Source organism: Agrobacterium sp. 22-210-1 (genome assembly GCF_053522525.1).
Genome location: NZ_JBNWCI010000001.1, coordinates 1,732,610 through 1,745,659, shown reverse-complemented (window position 1 = coordinate 1,745,659; position 13,050 = coordinate 1,732,610). Strand labels below are relative to the sequence as shown.

Sequence of the window (13,050 nt, the reverse complement as noted above, 5' to 3'; positions counted from 1 at the left end):
CCCCCTCAAGGGGGAGATCGATCTGCGGCGATGTTTCGCCTATCTCAACGTTTGAGAATGAAGTGGCGGTAGCGCCTCCTGCCGATCTCCCCCCTTGAGGGGGAGATGCCCGGCAGGGCAGAGGGGGGTAAACCCCTCGCGCGCCCTCCGTCGACGGACAATCTAATTACAGCTCAAACCCGGAGTGGTTCGCATTTCCAGCCGGAAAGCCGCCGGTCAATCCGGCAATTTCGGCACCACCCGGCGCGAGGGAAACAACTCCCGCGTCACCGTCATGGCAATCAGCGATAGGGGCAGGGCCAGCATGGCGCCGGCCGCCCCCCACATCCATGTCCAGAAGATGATCATAACGAAGACGAGGAAGGGGTTGATCTCCATGTTGCGGCCCACGACAGCCGGAAAGGCGAGGTTTTCCATCAACAGGTGAATGGTGAAGAATATTGCCGCCGGCAGAAGCGCCAGAACGATGTTGTCATGGGTGATGATACCGGCCACCGTCAGCGAAATCGTCATGGCGGTAATGCCGAGAAACGGCACGAAGCTGGAGAGGAAGGCGAACAGCCCCCAGAGCAGCGGCATGGCCAGCCCGCCAAGATAGGCGATAACCACCATCGTCACGCCAAGTCCGGCATAGATCAGCGCTGCCGTGGCGAAATAGGTGCCGAGGACTTCTTCCACGGAGCCAATGATGCGGATGGTGCGTAGCCGCTGGTGGCGGGCCGGAAAGGCCATGATGATCGCCTTGCGCAGCCGCAGCCGGCTATAAAGGAACATCAGCAGTGCGGCGAGGAAAATCAGCCCCTGAATGACCGCCGGGGTGACGTTGGCGCCGAGCACGGAGATGATCTCGCCGCTGCGCGAAATCAGCGATTCCATCGACATCGATCCCATGCTGAAACTCGCCGCCGAAATATTCAGCCATCTGAGGCTTTGCAGATAGGGCAGGAAACGGTCGATGCTGCGCTCCACCAGCGCCGGCCCTTCCGAAGCGAGCAGGGAAAGCGGCTCGGTCAGTGAATTGACCACGAAGAACATCACCGCCGCCACAAGAGAGGAGAGGATGAGCGCGACGCCGAAGCCGGGAATGCCGTAGGAGCCGAGTTTTTCGGCGGCGATGCCGAGGATCATACCGACCACGATGGCCATTACCACCGGGATGAGGATGAGCGACAATTCGTGGATGACCGCCATCAGCATGATGAGGAAGATGCCGATCACCGACCAGGCGACAACGACATCGAGCGCTTCGCGGCCGAGCGGCTGCTGGCTGCGCGCATCGTCGCGGCGTGAACCGGAGGCAGGGGTTTCCAGCGGATCGGCCCTTGTCGCCGGGGCGGCTGCGTTGCTGGCCACGTGATGGCCGAAAGTGCCGGTTTTGTCCGGTCTGGCATTTTCATTCATTGAACGGTCCCCCAATCAAGGGACAAACGTTCGAAAAATATGGCGGTTCCGGGGCGGCGCAAATTTTTGGCCGCCCCTTTTTTATGTTTATGCGGAAAGCTTTAGTCCGATGCCCCAAGGGTCTTTCAGGACGATGCCATCGCTTTGCCGCTCCGTTGTGATTTCCAGCCGGTCGAGCGCGGCGACAGCCTTGTCGAGTGCTTCAGGCTCGTTGAATTTCAGCGAGTAACCGGAAAGCCCCGTCATATTTTCCTTGCGTGCCGCAGCACCCCGGCTGTTCCAGATATTGGCGGCCACATGGTGGTGATAGGCCCCGGAGCCGAAGAAGCTCGCGCCCGGATAACGCGCCATGATGTTCAGGCCCAGCACGTCCTGATAAAATTCATCCGCCTGCGGAATATTGCCGACCTGCAGGTGAATATGGCCGATGGCGGTCCCCTCCGCCGCACCCGCGAAAGCGGTTTTCGGTGCGCTGTCGTAAAGCGCCTGAAGATTGAGGGCGAGGGTGGCCATCTCCACCGTACCATCAGGCTGGTAGGTCCATTCGGACGGTGAACGGTCGCGATAGACCTCGATGCCGTTACCTTCGGGGTCGGCAAGATAGATCGCTTCGCTGACCAGATGGTCGGACGCGCCCTGAAGCTGGACGTTGTTATGCGCGGCATGCGCCAGCCATTGCGCGAGATCATCGCGGCTCGGCATCAGGAAGGCGGTGTGGAACAGGCCGGCGGCATTGCGCGGTGCGCGTTCCACCGTGTTGGAGGTGGAAAGCGTCAAGAGCGGCTGGCCATTCACGCCCAGAACCTCGCCGCTCGGGGTCTTTTCAAGCACCGAAAGGCCGATGATCTTCTGGTAGAAATCCGAAACGCGCGGCAGGTCGTGGACAACGAGATGAGCCTGGCCGACATAGGCCGGTCGCGTCAGGGCGAATTGTTTGATTTCACTCATCATAATCTCCATATTGAATATGACACACCGGAAAGCGGATCGGCGGTCACCGGCATTGGCCGACGCCGCTTTGCGGCGTTTGTCTGTGGTGAATATGGGCGGATTTCGTCGTTCAGCAAAGATCGCCGTCTGGCGATTGACCGTCCACTATTCGTTGACAATGCCCTGTTGCGAGACCGGCACAGCCTTGACTTCGATCAAGGCGGATCAAGCGATGGCAGGGAAATATGAGCTTGAGCACGACACGCGAAACGGCGGAATAAGCCAAAGGAGACAGCCATGTACAAGAAGATCATCGTACCGGTAGACCTCAGCGCCACCGACAAGGGGGAAAAGATCCTTGAAAAGGCCAAGGCGCTGCTGGACGCCGATGGCGAGATCGTCCTCATCAACGTGGTTGAGGAACTGCCCGGCTACATGGCGATCGACCTGCCCGTCGATCTTATCGAAAACGCCATAAAGGACGCCAAGACGAAACTTGCGGACCTGAAGGCAAAGTTCGGTTTCAAGGGCAGCCAGGAAATCCGCAGCGGCGCGCCAGCGCGTGAGATCATCGCCGCCGCCGAGCAGCACAAGGCGGACCTGATCATCATCGCCTCGCATACGCCGGATTTCAGCAATTATTTCATCGGCGCCACCGCCGACCGCGTGGTGCGCCACGCCAAATGCTCGGTGCTGGTGGACCGATAACCGGGCTAAGATGCAAGGGTGCGGGCGAATGGCCGCCCGCATCGGCTGGAGGAAAACACCATGAATGTCGAGAGTTACGAGAAAATCCTGCGCGACCGCCAGCGTGAGCTTTACCGCCGTCTGCACCGGATCGAGGCCGATTTTGAGCAGCCGCGCAATCCCGATGACGAGGAACGCGCCACTGAGCGCAACAATGACGAGGTGCTGGATGAGATGGGGCAGGTTGGGCAGGACGAGCTGCGCGCCATCGACGCGGCGCTCGACCGCATCACGAGGGGCACCTTCGGCACCTGCGTCAAATGCGGCAAGACGATCTCGGAGGACCGGCTGAAGGCGGTGCCTTACACGCCGTTCTGTCAGGAATGCGCTGCGGCTTTGTAAAACGCCGTTGCAATGAAGGATTGGTTGGTACGACATCACGGCAGATTTCTTCTCCCCGCCGGGGAGAAGGTGGCCCGAAGGGTCGGATGAGGGGGCAAGCTCTCCGAATATCTTTGGCCTCGCCCCCTCATCCCGCTGCCGCGGACTTCTCCCCGGCGGGGAGAAGAAACACGCGGCCACCGCTCGCTCCAGAGGCGTTCACTGGCGCACGCGAAACGTCACCTCTCCTTTCGCAACAGCCTCGAACGCAATTTGATCGACGTTAACCGGCTGCTGTCTTGTTCCTGTCTAATATTGTCTCCATGCTTTGGTGGAAGCACGCAGACGGGAATGAACTATGAGTGATTTGTGGCGGTTCGGGCGCAAATATGATTTTCACGAGATTGTCGCCGATGGCATCGTTCATGGCGTCGGCATTGTTTTTGCGTTGGTCGGCGCCACGGCGCTGATTTTTTACGCCACCGTCTGGGGTACGCTGAGCGCGATCGCGGCCGCGTGGATTTACGGTCTCGGTCTGGTTGCCTGTCTTTCCGTGTCCTTCACTTACAATATCTGGCCGCATTCCCGGGTAAAATGGTTCCTGCGCCGGCTGGATCATTCGGCGATCTTCATCCTCATCGCCGCCACCTATACGCCCTTCCTGATGCGCGGCATTCACGATCCGCTGATCGCCACCATGCTGGGGCTGATCTGGCTCACCGCGCTCTGCGGTATCCTCCTGAAATGCCTGTTTCCCGGCCGATACGACCGGGTGGCCATTGGTCTTTATCTCGCCATGGGCTGGAGCGGCATCATGGTTGTCGAGCCCCTGTCGTCGCATCTCGCTCCCGTCACGCTCTGGCTGATCGTCGCCGGCGGCGTCATCTATTCGCTTGGCGTGATCTTCCATGTCTGGGAAAAACTGCGCTTCCAGAATGCCATCTGGCACGGTTTCGTCGTTACCGCCGCCGCCATTCATTATTTCGCCGTGGTCACCGCTTTCAGCCTTGTTCCTCTGGCGTCCTGAACAGCCTCCCCATATCGTGCCGGAGACACTGGACAGGCCGCGGCGTCATCGCTTAAGGCTCGTGAGGATCGCGACCGCAACAATGCCGGCGCGTATTCTGCAATGAGCGAGGGCGAAGGATAATGACCGTGGAACTGCGTGACGCGACCGTGGATGATCTCTCCGGCATCATGGAGATTTACAATGATGCGGTCGTGAACACGACGGCGATCTGGAACGACGTGCTGGTCGATCTGGAAAACCGCAAGGAGTGGTTCACTGCGCGCAAGGCGCGGGGCTTTCCGGTCATCGTCGCCATCCTCGACAGCAAGGTTGCCGGCTACGCATCCTATGGCGACTGGCGCGCCTTCGACGGCTATCGCCACACCCGCGAACATTCGGTCTATGTGCACAGGCAAGCCCGCGGCCACGGCATTGGCAAGCGGTTGATGCAGGCGCTGATCGACCACGCTTCCGGCAATGACGTGCATGTGCTGATCGCCGCCATCGAAGCGGAAAACACCGCTTCCATCCGCCTGCACGAAAGCCTCGGTTTCAGGGTCGTCGGAAGGTTTTCGGAAGTCGGCACCAAGTTCGGCCGCTGGCTGGATTTGACGTGTATGGAGCTGAAGCTAAGCTAAGAAGTTGAAGGCCACCTGTAGATCGGGCGAGTGCCGCATTGTTCTTCTCCCCGCCGGGGAGAAGTCCGCGGCAGCGGGATGAGGGGGCGAGCTCTCGGTCTATCGCTGACGTTGCCCCCTCATCCGACCCTTCGGGCCACCTTCTCCCCGGCGGGGAGAAGAAATTCGCGGCACTGTTTTGCGACACGCAGTCGATTAAGAGGTTTTACCTCTCCCTCAAACCGGCTCGAACACCATCGAATGCCCATTGATACAGTAACGCAGTCCGGTCGGCTTCGGGCCGTCGGGGAAGACGTGGCCGAGATGGCCGCCGCAATTGGCGCAGCGGATTTCGGTGCGCACCATGCCGTGGCTGGCGTCGCGCAGTTCGGTCACCGCATCCGGTTTGATCGGCTCGAAATAGCTCGGCCAGCCGCAGCCGGCATCGAACTTGGTGTCGGAGAGGAATAGCGGCTCGTCACAGGCGGCACAGCGGTAGAGGCCTTTTTCGGTGGAGTTCCAATAGGGACCGGTAAAAGGGCGCTCCGTGCCGTGCTCGCGCAGGATGTGATATTGCTCCGGCGTCAGCTGTTCACGCCAGTCGGCATCGCTCTTGTTGACTTTGGGGGGTGTCAGATCGCTCATGGAATGATCCTTTCTGTTCTCGCCACAGATAATCATCGCCGCTTCCGATTGAAAGGGGCGGGCGTCATAACGCGTTCGTTATGAGCCGTAAGTGTCGATTTGGGTTGAGATGGCTTTGTCTATGCCTTAACTGGAAAAATCGATTTGAAAAAGAACGCCATTCATTGGCGCGCAGGGGTGGGGGACACCCCGGGAGATGTGAATGACATCAGATGTCACAGCGCTGACATTCCTGTCGCTGTTTTTGCCGTTTCTGGCAGCACTTGCCGCACCGGTGCTGGTGAAAAGGTTCGGGCACAATGCCGCCTGGGTGCTGGCGCTTGCGCCGGGTCTGGCCTTTGTCCATTTCGCGCTGATGCTGCCCGAGATCGCAGCGGGCGGCGTGATTACCGGCGGTTATGCCTGGGTGCCGAGCTTCAATCTCAGCTTTTCCTGGTTCATCGACGGCCTGTCGCTGACCTTCGCTTTGCTGATCACCGGCATCGGCCTGCTGATCGTGCTTTATGCCGGCGGCTATATGAAAGGTCATCCGCAGCAGGGCCGCTTCCTGTCCTTCCTGCTTTTGTTCATGGGAGCCATGCTGGGCGTCGTCGTTTCCGACAGCCTGCTGATGCTGTTCGTCTTCTGGGAGCTGACCTCCATCACTTCCTTCCTGCTGATCGGCTTCGATCATGAGCGCCCGGCCTCGCGCCGCGCCGCACTGCAGGCGCTGGTGGTGACGGGCGGCGGCGGTCTGCTGCTGCTTGCCGGGCTGATCTTCATCTGGGACATCAGCGGCATGACGCAACTGTCCATGCTGGTGCGTGGCGGCGATATATTGCGCGACAGCCCGTTTTATCTGGCGGCGCTGCTTCTGGTCCTCGGTGGCGCCTTCACCAAATCGGCGCAGTTTCCCTTCCATTTCTGGCTGCCCAACGCCATGGAAGCGCCGACACCGGTTTCCGCCTATCTGCATTCGGCAACCATGGTGAAGGCCGGCGTCTATCTGCTGATGCGCCTCAACCCGGTTCTCGGAGACACGGCCGCATGGCAGATCCTGCTGCCCTTCTTCGGCGGGCTGACGATGCTCACCGGCGCGCTGCTGGCCGTGCGCCAGACCGATCTGAAGCTGATGCTCGCCTATACCACGGTGTCGTCGCTCGGCCTTTTGGTGATGCTCACCGGTTTCGGCTCGGACCATGCCATCGAGGCGGCCGTTCTTTATCTCGTGGCGCATTCGCTGTTCAAGGGCGCGCTGTTCATGGTCGCCGGCATCATCGACCACGAGACCGGTACGCGCGATGTCACGAAGCTTGGCGGCTTGCGCAAGGCCATGCCTGTCACCTTTGCGGCGGCGCTGGCGGCGGCGATTTCCATGGCTGGCCTGCCGCCGTTTTTCGGCTTCCTCGCCAAGGAAGAGATTTATTACGCGCTGGCGCATGGCAATCCGCGCGCCGTGCTGTTTACCGGCATCGCCATTCTCGGCAATGCGCTGATGTTCGCGGTCGCCTTTGCAGTGGGGCTGAAACCCTTCCTCGGCAAGCCGGTGAAAACCCCGAAACACGCGCATGAAGGCCCGCTGCTGCTCTGGCTCGGCCCGGCGCTCCTGGCGCTGAAAGGGCTCACCATCGCGCTTTTTTCCGGCATCGCGCATTTCTACATCTCCATCCCCATGGCAAGCGCCATCGCCGGTGAGCCGCGCCCGGTGGAAATCTCGCTCATTCCCCATATCGGCGTGCCGCTCGGCCTGTCGCTGCTGACGATCGCGCTCGGCATCGTCCTTTATACGCAGCTTGTCCCCCTTCGCAGCCTGGTTGACCGCACGTTCAAGGCGCTGGGAGCCGGGCCGGACAGGGGTTTTGATGTCTTCATCGAAGCGCTGGTGAAAATCTCCTTCCACGTCACACGGCTCATTCAGCCCGGCCGGTTGGAGTTTTACGTCACCGCCACCTTCGCCGTCATCGCCGCCGTGCTGCTTGTGCCGCTGTTTCTTTACGGCGAACTTCCGGCGATGCCCTCTTGGCCGCACGATATTCAGATCCATGAACTGACCTTCATCGCCATCGCGGTGGTGGGGCTTGTTGCGGTGCTGACGGCGTCGAGCCGGCTCACCGCCATTATCGCGCTTGGCATTCAGGGCTTTGCGGTAGCGGTCATTTTCCTGCTGTTCGGCGCGCCCGACCTGTCGTTTACGCAATTCATGGTCGAGACCCTGTCGGTGGTCATTCTGACGCTGGTGATGACGCGGCTTCGCCTGTCGCCGTCGGACCATCGCGGTCTTGGCCAGAAGCTCCTGGACAGCACCATCGCCATTGCCTGCGGAACCGGCTTTGCCCTGTTCCTGATGCGGGCGACGCAAGCGAGCTTCGATAACCGCCTTACGGACTTCTACAATACCTATTCCAAGGTCATCGCCCACGGCGCCAATGTCGTGAACGTCATCATCGTCGATTTCCGCGGTACGGATACGCTGGGCGAAATCGCCGTGGTGATGATCACCGGTCTCGCCATCCTCGCGCTCATCCGCATCCGCCCGGCTGCGGCCGTCAAGGGGCCGGTAAAGACCACGAAGAAGAAGGGAGTGCAGGCATGAATACGCTCATTCTGCGCACCGTCGCCCCTGTCATCACCAGCCTCATGGTACTCTTCTCGATCGTCGTGCTGTTGCGCGGCCATAACGAGCCGGGTGGCGGTTTCATCGGCGGGCTGATCGCCGTTTCGGCGCTGGCGATCTATGGCATCGCTTATGGCGTGGCGGCTGTCAGGCGCGCCATCGTGTTTCATCCGCTCGCGATTGCAGGCGCGGGTCTGCTGATGGCGATGCTGTCCGGCCTCGTTTCGATTGCTGCCGGCGTGCCGTTCATGACCGGGCTTTGGGTCTATCCGAGCCTGTTTAGCGTTGAAGTGCCGCTTTCCACCGTCATGTCCTTCGATATCGGGGTCTATCTCGTTGTGGTCGGCGCCATCACCTCCATTGCCCTGGCTCTGGAAGAAAGGGAAAGCGACTGATGGAAGCGGTCTTCTCCATTCTCGTCGGCATCTTCTTTTCGGTGGCGATCTATCTCATGCTTTCGCGACACAGCATCCGCGTGCTGCTCGGCATCGCCATTCTCGGCAATGCGGTCAACCTGCTGCTGTTCACCGCAGGCCGGCTGACGCGTGAAGTGCCGCCGATCATCCCCGCCGGCATGGATGCCCTGCCGGCGGGTGCTGCCAATCCGCTGCCGCAGGCGCTGATCCTCACGGCAATCGTGATTTCCTTTTCCTTCTTCTGTTTCCTTCTGGTGCTGACCTGGCGTGCCTTCCAGGAATTGCAGACCGACGATACGGACGAAATGCGCACCGCAGAACCGGCCGGCGAGCCTATGCCGCCGCTCGGTTATTGAGCGGGCGAGGCTGAGACAGACATGGCTTCCTCCACCCCTTCCGCAGTTACCGATCTTTCCGCAGCACTCGTCATGGCACCCGTGCCGCTGTCCGACTGGCTGATCATCCTGCCGGTCGCGCTCTGCATCGGCACCGGCGCGGTGCTGATGATGATGCGCCACGCCATTCGCCACCACGCGGCCGTTGCCGTCGCCGCGCTCTTCCTGCTCGTGCTTCTCGATGCAGCGCTTTTGTGGAAGGTCGCGACGCAGGGTCCTTTCACCATGGTCATGGGCCGCTGGCTGCCGCCTTTCGGGATCGCATTTACCGCCGATCTCACCGGCACGCTGCTGTCGCTCGCGGCTGCCATCGTCGCGCTCGCCGGTGCCATTCATGCCGGCAGCGATATCGACTCAAGCGGCAGACGATACGGGTTTTATCCGTTCCTGATGCTGCTGATGGCCGGTGTCACCGGCGCTTTCCTGACGGGTGATCTGTTCAACCTCTATGTCTGGTTCGAGGTGCTGCTGATCTCGTCCTTCGGCCTGATCGTGCTCGGCTCGACCCGCGAGCAGATCGACGGGGCGCTGAAATATGCCATCCTGAACCTCATCGGCACCACGCTGTTCCTGATCACGGTCGGTTATCTCTATGCCATCTTCGGCACGCTCAACATGGCCGATATCGCGCTGAAGGCGAACGGGTTGCGCGGAACCGCGCCGCTGATGACGCTCGCCAGCCTCTTCGCGCTCGCCTTTGCCATGAAGGCCGCCGCCTTTCCGGTGAATTTCTGGCTGCCCGCTTCCTATCACACGCCACGCATCGTCGTGTCGGCGCTGTTCGGCGGGTTGCTCACCAAGGTCGGCATCTATTCGCTGCTGCGCGTCATGGTCATGCTGTTTCCGGTCGAGAGGGAGGAACTCAGCATCGTCATCGCCGTTTCCGCAGCACTGACCATGGTTCTGGGCGCGATGGGCGCACTCGCCCAGAACGATATCCGCCGGATGCTCGGTTACATCGTCATTTCAGGCATCGGTTACATGATGGCCGGCATCGCCATCGGCACGCCGTCGGGCGTGTCAGGCGCGATCTTTTACGCGCTGCATTCCATGGTGCTGATGACGGCGCTTTATCTTGCCGCTGGCCATGCCGCCCGTCTCGGTGGCGGTTTCAGCCTGACGGCGCTCAGCGGTCTTTACCGGCAGGCTCCATGGTTTTCGGCGCTGGCGCTGGCGCTGTTTTTCGCCGGCTCCGGCCTGCCGCCGTTTTCCGGCTTCTGGCCGAAGGCGGTGCTGGTCAAATCGGCGATCGATATCGGCGCCTGGTGGCTCGCCGCCGCCATTCTCGTCTCCGGCTTCATCGCCACCATCGCCTTCGGACGGATTTTCCTGCTGTGTTTCTGGCGCCCGGCAACGTTGGCAGGCCAGCCGCCACTGCAGGCACAGTCCTCTCTGGCGGTGCCCTCCGTCGTGCCGCTGCTCGGACTGACCTTGCTGGTGGTATTTTTCGGCCTGTTCCCGGAAAGCCTGCTCAGTCTCAGCCAGCAGGCGGCTGCGGGGCTCGGTGATCCCCAGGCCTATATCCAGTCGGTCTTTCCCGAGGGAGGCAAACCATGAGCCTCTATATCGTCCTGTCGATGTTCCTCGCCATCTGGCTTGCCATAACCGGCAGCGTCACGCCGGCGAATATCGTTTTCGGCGTCATCGTTTCGGCACTGGCGCTCGGGCTTATCCGCCATCAGATACCCAGGGGCAACAATCACTGGCTGCGGCTGACGCGAATACTGTCGCTCGTGCTGCTGTTCTTCAAGGAACTGGCGCTGTCCGCCTGGAAAGTGGCGGTGCTGGTGACGCGGCCGAAACTCGACGTGCAGCCCGGTATCTTCGCCTATCCGCTGACGGTGACGACGGACTTCCAGATCACGCTGCTCGCCAATCTCATCACGCTCACCCCCGGCACGCTGTCGGTCGATGTATCCGAGGACAGGAAAACGCTCTACGTCCACGCAATCGATTGCAGCGATATCGAAGCCGCAAGGAACGACATCCGCAACGGCTTTGAAAAAAAGATCATGGAGGCGTTTCAGAAATGACGCCGGAACAAATAGTTTCATTTGCAACTATACTTGCCTCGGTTGTACTCTCGGCAGCCTTTTTGCTGACAGTATATCGTGTTGTCATCGGGCCGACTCTGCCGGACCGGATCGTCGCGCTGGACATGCTGGTCGGCATCGCCATCGGCTTCATTGCGGTCATCGCCATCCGCACCGGCTTCACCCTTTATGTTGATATCGCGATTGCGCTCGGGCTTGTCGGTTTTCTGGCAACGGTGGCCTTTGCCCGTTTTGTACTGGCGCGCGGCGCAGATGGCGGGCGGAAGTCGAAGGCGGTTCTGGATGGCGAAAGAGCCTCGGAATCCATTGAAAAAAAATCGCAAAATCAAAATCTTGGCAAAAAGCGAAAGGGCGGAAAATGACCGGCTGGCTGGTGGCTATCCTCGTTGCGGCACTGACGGTCTCGGGAGCCGCCTTTTCACTGATCGCCGCAATCGGCCTCAATCGCCTGCCCGATGTCTATACCCGCATGCATGCGGCTTCCAAGGCGGGAACGGTGGGGTCCGGGCTTCTGCTTCTGGCCGTGGGCATTCATTCGATGGACTTGTCGACGCTGGCACGGGCGCTTGCCGGCTTCTTTTTCTTCATTCTGACTGCACCGGTCTCTGCACATCTTCTGGCTATGGCCGCTCACAAGGCAGGTTATCCGCTTCATGTTAAATCGGTAGTTGATGACCTCAAGAAAATTTGAAGTTGAAAATCCCCCTAATAATAGGGGGTGTTCATTTTCAATTGCTACTTGGCATAGTATTTTATTACCCGTAATTTTTTGTATTGCCATTAGACTGTTTTGAACTGAAAAATTCACAATAGCAATTTGACTTTTGCTGTTTTGCTGTTATCCAAATTAAGTGTAAAGTTGCTAATCGCGATTTGCATCTAGCCTCTTCATAGTCGGCATAGACATTTTATTAATGTCTAATCTATGGTCCATAAGACCATTGCTGCCCATGTCGCGGGCCATAAGTTGAATCTCGGATCAATACGTTTCCGGTTTTCGCTTGAAATCTAGGGGTAGATTTCACGTTGGTTTCAACAGGGCGAAGGTGGGGCACCGGGTAACTTCACATCGCTCGAAGCGGCGTTCGTCCGCTTCCGGGGATAAATAAACAGGAGATACTTAAATGACGGAAACTGCATACGGTAACGCCCAGGATCTGCTGGTCGAACTGACGGCGGATATTGTGGCTGCCTATGTTAGCAACCACGTCGTTCCGGTAACAGACCTTCCCGGCCTTATTTCGGATGTTCACACGGCACTCAGCGGCACCTCGGCACCGGCATCGGTGGCGGTCAATGTCGAAAAGCAGAAGCCTGCTGTCTCGGTTCGCAAGTCTGTTCAGGACGATCATATCGTCTGTTTGGAATGCGGCGGCTCGTTCAAGTCGCTGAAGCGCCATCTCACGACACACCACAGCATGACGCCGGAAGAATACCGCGAAAAATGGGATCTGCCGGTCGACTACCCGATGGTTGCACCCGCTTATGCCGAAGCCCGCTCGCGGCTCGCCAAGGAAATGGGTCTCGGTCAGCGCCGCAAGGCCAGCCGCTAGTCGGATCTGCCTGTTCTTCTCCCCGCCGGGGAGAAGATGGCCAGAAGGGTCAGATGAGAGGGGGGCAAGCTCTCCGCATATCGCCGAGGTGGCTCCCCTCAACCTACCCGCTGCCGCACCTTCTCCCCGGCGGGAAGAAGGCGGCAAGCGGAGCCCGCCCGTTTCACATGTTTCCTTTGAAGCTGTCTTTCCCGCCACATGAATGTCCAGCCGGTCCGTTGACCGGCTTTTTTATTGCCGCGTCGAATCTTGTGTGAGGAAAAAAATCCTTTATCGCGCGCGGCATTTCTGCAAAAGTAAAACCATATCAAGCGCATATTCTCTCCCGGCAAATTCACGCTTCCCCACAGTCGTTCTCAGGTGTATGAA

16 protein-coding genes are annotated in these 13,050 nt (G+C 59.6%); 13 read left to right on the top strand and 3 right to left on the bottom strand.

The window, feature by feature from the left end; all coding sequences use genetic code 11:
- Positions 1-216 precede the first annotated feature (216 nt).
- Entirely contained in the window at positions 217-1,401 is a 1,185-nt protein-coding gene (locus ACQZ5F_RS08750) for an AI-2E family transporter (RefSeq protein ID WP_046798614.1), read from the bottom strand.
- A gap of 87 nt (positions 1,402-1,488) precedes the next feature.
- Positions 1,489-2,349 (bottom strand): VOC family protein, encoded by an 861-nt coding sequence (locus tag ACQZ5F_RS08745; RefSeq protein WP_448730548.1) that lies wholly within the window; start codon positions 2,347-2,349, stop codon positions 1,489-1,491.
- Between ACQZ5F_RS08745 and ACQZ5F_RS08740 the strand changes: the two genes are divergently transcribed.
- From ACQZ5F_RS08740 to ACQZ5F_RS08720, 5 genes are all read left to right on the top strand, one after another.
- Entirely contained in the window at positions 2,332-2,580 is a 249-nt protein-coding gene (locus ACQZ5F_RS08740; protein ID WP_225340041.1) for a hypothetical protein, read from the top strand. The two genes, ACQZ5F_RS08745 and ACQZ5F_RS08740, sit on opposite strands and share 18 nt — an antisense overlap.
- A 48-nt stretch (positions 2,581-2,628) precedes the next feature.
- Positions 2,629-3,039, top strand: a complete 411-nt coding sequence (locus ACQZ5F_RS08735) for a universal stress protein (protein WP_046798616.1) — start codon at positions 2,629-2,631, stop codon at positions 3,037-3,039.
- Between the two features lie 60 nt (positions 3,040-3,099).
- Positions 3,100-3,420, top strand: a complete 321-nt coding sequence (locus tag ACQZ5F_RS08730) for a TraR/DksA family transcriptional regulator (protein WP_153513381.1) — start codon at positions 3,100-3,102, stop codon at positions 3,418-3,420.
- A 337-nt stretch (positions 3,421-3,757) separates the two neighbouring features.
- Positions 3,758-4,426, top strand: a complete 669-nt coding sequence (gene trhA / locus ACQZ5F_RS08725) for a PAQR family membrane homeostasis protein TrhA (protein WP_046798618.1) — start codon at positions 3,758-3,760, stop codon at positions 4,424-4,426.
- 122 nt (positions 4,427-4,548) lie between these two features.
- Complete coding sequence (locus tag ACQZ5F_RS08720; RefSeq protein ID WP_052817562.1) at positions 4,549-5,046, top strand: GNAT family N-acetyltransferase; 498 nt, start codon at positions 4,549-4,551, stop codon at positions 5,044-5,046.
- A 216-nt stretch (positions 5,047-5,262) separates the two neighbouring features.
- Here ACQZ5F_RS08720 and msrB read toward each other — a convergent pair whose 3' ends face one another.
- Positions 5,263-5,670, bottom strand: coding sequence for a peptide-methionine (R)-S-oxide reductase MsrB (gene msrB, locus ACQZ5F_RS08715; RefSeq protein WP_046798941.1), 408 nt, complete (start codon positions 5,668-5,670; stop codon positions 5,263-5,265).
- Positions 5,671-5,872: 202 nt separating this feature from the next.
- Here msrB and ACQZ5F_RS08710 point away from each other — a divergent pair, with 202 nt between their 5' ends.
- From ACQZ5F_RS08710 to ros, 8 genes are all read left to right on the top strand, one after another.
- Positions 5,873-8,242: a putative monovalent cation/H+ antiporter subunit A gene (locus tag ACQZ5F_RS08710; RefSeq protein ID WP_225245145.1), complete on the top strand. Its 2,370-nt coding sequence runs from the start codon at positions 5,873-5,875 to the stop codon at positions 8,240-8,242.
- Entirely contained in the window at positions 8,239-8,658 is a 420-nt protein-coding gene (locus tag ACQZ5F_RS08705; protein WP_448730549.1) for a Na(+)/H(+) antiporter subunit B, read from the top strand. The genes ACQZ5F_RS08710 and ACQZ5F_RS08705 overlap by 4 nt, the downstream gene beginning before the upstream one ends.
- Positions 8,658-9,035 carry a Na+/H+ antiporter subunit C gene (locus ACQZ5F_RS08700; RefSeq protein WP_046798622.1) on the top strand — a complete coding sequence of 126 codons (378 nt, stop codon included), beginning with the start codon at positions 8,658-8,660 and terminating at the stop codon, positions 9,033-9,035. The genes ACQZ5F_RS08705 and ACQZ5F_RS08700 overlap by 1 nt, the downstream gene beginning before the upstream one ends.
- Positions 9,036-9,056: 21 nt before the next feature.
- Positions 9,057-10,631, top strand: a complete 1,575-nt coding sequence (locus ACQZ5F_RS08695) for a Na+/H+ antiporter subunit D (protein ID WP_046798623.1) — start codon at positions 9,057-9,059, stop codon at positions 10,629-10,631.
- Positions 10,628-11,107, top strand: a complete 480-nt coding sequence (locus ACQZ5F_RS08690; protein ID WP_046798624.1) for a Na+/H+ antiporter subunit E — start codon at positions 10,628-10,630, stop codon at positions 11,105-11,107. The genes ACQZ5F_RS08695 and ACQZ5F_RS08690 overlap by 4 nt, the downstream gene beginning before the upstream one ends.
- Entirely contained in the window at positions 11,104-11,490 is a 387-nt protein-coding gene (locus ACQZ5F_RS08685) for a cation:proton antiporter (RefSeq protein ID WP_046798625.1), read from the top strand. Before ACQZ5F_RS08690 ends, ACQZ5F_RS08685 begins: the two co-directional genes overlap by 4 nt.
- Entirely contained in the window at positions 11,487-11,819 is a 333-nt protein-coding gene (mnhG, locus tag ACQZ5F_RS08680; protein ID WP_046798626.1) for a monovalent cation/H(+) antiporter subunit G, read from the top strand. Before ACQZ5F_RS08685 ends, mnhG begins: the two co-directional genes overlap by 4 nt.
- A 433-nt stretch (positions 11,820-12,252) precedes the next feature.
- The gene (gene ros / locus ACQZ5F_RS08675; RefSeq protein ID WP_003497181.1) at positions 12,253-12,681 is read left to right on the top strand and encodes a MucR family transcriptional regulator Ros; all 429 of its coding nucleotides are present in this window, start codon (positions 12,253-12,255) and stop codon (positions 12,679-12,681) included.
- The last annotated feature ends 369 nt before the right edge of the window (positions 12,682-13,050 follow it).

Excerpts from the sequence above, each read along its gene's own strand:
- ACQZ5F_RS08750 (WP_046798614.1), bottom strand. The coding sequence starts at position 1,401 with ATGAATGAAAATGCCAGACCGGACAAAACCGGCACTTTCGGCCATCAC.
- ACQZ5F_RS08745 (WP_448730548.1), bottom strand. The coding sequence starts at position 2,349 with ATGAGTGAAATCAAACAATTCGCCCTGACGCGACCGGCCTATGTCGGC.
- ACQZ5F_RS08735 (WP_046798616.1), top strand. The coding sequence starts at position 2,629 with ATGTACAAGAAGATCATCGTACCGGTAGACCTCAGCGCCACCGACAAG.
- ACQZ5F_RS08730 (WP_153513381.1), top strand. The coding sequence starts at position 3,100 with ATGAATGTCGAGAGTTACGAGAAAATCCTGCGCGACCGCCAGCGTGAG.
- trhA (WP_046798618.1), top strand. The coding sequence starts at position 3,758 with ATGAGTGATTTGTGGCGGTTCGGGCGCAAATATGATTTTCACGAGATT.
- ACQZ5F_RS08720 (WP_052817562.1), top strand. The coding sequence starts at position 4,549 with ATGACCGTGGAACTGCGTGACGCGACCGTGGATGATCTCTCCGGCATC.
- msrB (WP_046798941.1), bottom strand. The coding sequence starts at position 5,670 with ATGAGCGATCTGACACCCCCCAAAGTCAACAAGAGCGATGCCGACTGG.
- ACQZ5F_RS08710 (WP_225245145.1), top strand. The coding sequence starts at position 5,873 with ATGACATCAGATGTCACAGCGCTGACATTCCTGTCGCTGTTTTTGCCG.
- ACQZ5F_RS08705 (WP_448730549.1), top strand. The coding sequence starts at position 8,239 with ATGAATACGCTCATTCTGCGCACCGTCGCCCCTGTCATCACCAGCCTC.
- ACQZ5F_RS08700 (WP_046798622.1), top strand. The coding sequence starts at position 8,658 with ATGGAAGCGGTCTTCTCCATTCTCGTCGGCATCTTCTTTTCGGTGGCG.
- ACQZ5F_RS08695 (WP_046798623.1), top strand. The coding sequence starts at position 9,057 with ATGGCTTCCTCCACCCCTTCCGCAGTTACCGATCTTTCCGCAGCACTC.
- ACQZ5F_RS08690 (WP_046798624.1), top strand. The coding sequence starts at position 10,628 with ATGAGCCTCTATATCGTCCTGTCGATGTTCCTCGCCATCTGGCTTGCC.
- ACQZ5F_RS08685 (WP_046798625.1), top strand. The coding sequence starts at position 11,104 with ATGACGCCGGAACAAATAGTTTCATTTGCAACTATACTTGCCTCGGTT.
- mnhG (WP_046798626.1), top strand. The coding sequence starts at position 11,487 with ATGACCGGCTGGCTGGTGGCTATCCTCGTTGCGGCACTGACGGTCTCG.
- ros (WP_003497181.1), top strand. The coding sequence starts at position 12,253 with ATGACGGAAACTGCATACGGTAACGCCCAGGATCTGCTGGTCGAACTG.